Source organism: Bartonella capreoli (genome assembly GCF_902813205.1).
Taxonomy (GTDB): Bacteria; Pseudomonadota; Alphaproteobacteria; order Rhizobiales; family Rhizobiaceae; genus Bartonella; species Bartonella schoenbuchensis.
Genome location: NZ_CADDZX010000052.1, coordinates 1 through 1,155 on the forward strand (window position 1 = coordinate 1; position 1,155 = coordinate 1,155).

Consider the following 1,155-nt stretch of genomic DNA (forward strand, 5'->3'; position numbering starts at 1 on the left):
TTGGGAAGCGTGCCACCTATACCACCCGATTGAGGCTTTGGTAAAGGGAGACCCTCAGAAAGTTCCCCTGCATTATTGAGATCCACTTTTGGTGTAAAGAGAGCTCCTGCTCCTGTCAAACCGCTTAATGCCTCTAGTGGATTGCCTCCAATGGCTGTGCCTTCAAAATGCGAAGCCCGCGTCTGGGCACTAGCTCCTTTTTTACTCCATATAACCCATTGATTTTATTTCTATTCTTTTAAGGTTAGGGATAAAATAATCAGGTTAAGGAATAGGATTTTCTTGACATAGGCTAGATTTATACTACATTGTAGTACAAGATGGATGGAAGATTTAATAATGGGAAAAATTCAAGCGCGTATTCCTGATGAGATTCAAGAAATTGCAAGTGCTGTTATAAAGTCCACGGGTCTTACTGTATCGGAGGCAGTGCGCATGTTTATGACCGGCGTTGCTAGAAATCAAGCGTTACCGCTTGATTTATTTCAGCCCAACCTAGAAACATTACAAGCTATTGAAGATGCTGAAGCAGGTTGTGTTGAGCGTACATCATTAAATGGCTTACGAGATATGATCCGCAATGATAAAGCTGAAGTATGTAAACCTGTAAAGCAATCTTAATTAGCTATGCGGGAAATCGTTTATACGCGGTCGTTCCGAAGAGACCTTAAACGCGAAAGTAAAGGTAGATACGCTAATACACTAGAGGTAGACCTGTTGCTTGTAGTTAAAGCATTAGCAGAAAATAAACCACTAAAAGTACACTGGAGAGATCATGCATTAACAGGTCAATGGCGCAATTGTCGTGATTGTCATATCAAGCCAGATTTAGTCTTAATCTACAGAAAACCAAATGCTGAAACATTAGAACTTCTGCGACTTGGTTCTCATTCTGAGCTACGTTTATGACTAAATCCTGCTTATAAAAAGAAGTCTAATACCAAAATCATGCTGATTTATTGTTAATAGGTCTCCACCCACAAGAACGTTTTCCGTTCTGATTATGCTTTAAAATGTCTCGTGCTAAATTTGAACTGATTGCATTGTAATCTTGCCTATCCAAATATATTGGCATCCATCCAACACAAGAAGTGTATTCATTTCTTACACACCCACTCAGAAAGATCAGAGCGCACATCAACATCACTTCTTTTT

Annotated in this window: 2 protein-coding genes and 1 pseudogene; 2 read left to right on the forward strand and 1 reads right to left on the reverse strand. The window is 39.7% G+C overall.

The features are described 5' to 3' along the window. Nucleotides 1–182: pseudogene (locus tag J7R05_RS09665) on the reverse strand (hypothetical protein); the annotation flags it as partial. Between the two features lie 157 nt (nt 183–339). On the opposite strand from J7R05_RS09665, the gene J7R05_RS07190 reads away from it, so the two are divergent. Together J7R05_RS07190 and J7R05_RS07195 are read left to right on the forward strand one after the other, a co-directional pair. Then, on the forward strand, nt 340–621 hold the full coding sequence (locus J7R05_RS07190) for a type II toxin-antitoxin system RelB/DinJ family antitoxin (protein WP_208541759.1): 282 nt from the start codon (nt 340–342) through the stop codon (nt 619–621). Nucleotides 622–627: 6 nt separating this feature from the next. Beyond that, on the forward strand, nt 628–909 hold the full coding sequence (locus tag J7R05_RS07195) for a type II toxin-antitoxin system YafQ family toxin (RefSeq protein ID WP_208541760.1): 282 nt from the start codon (nt 628–630) through the stop codon (nt 907–909). Nucleotides 910–1,155: the final 246 nt, after the last annotated feature.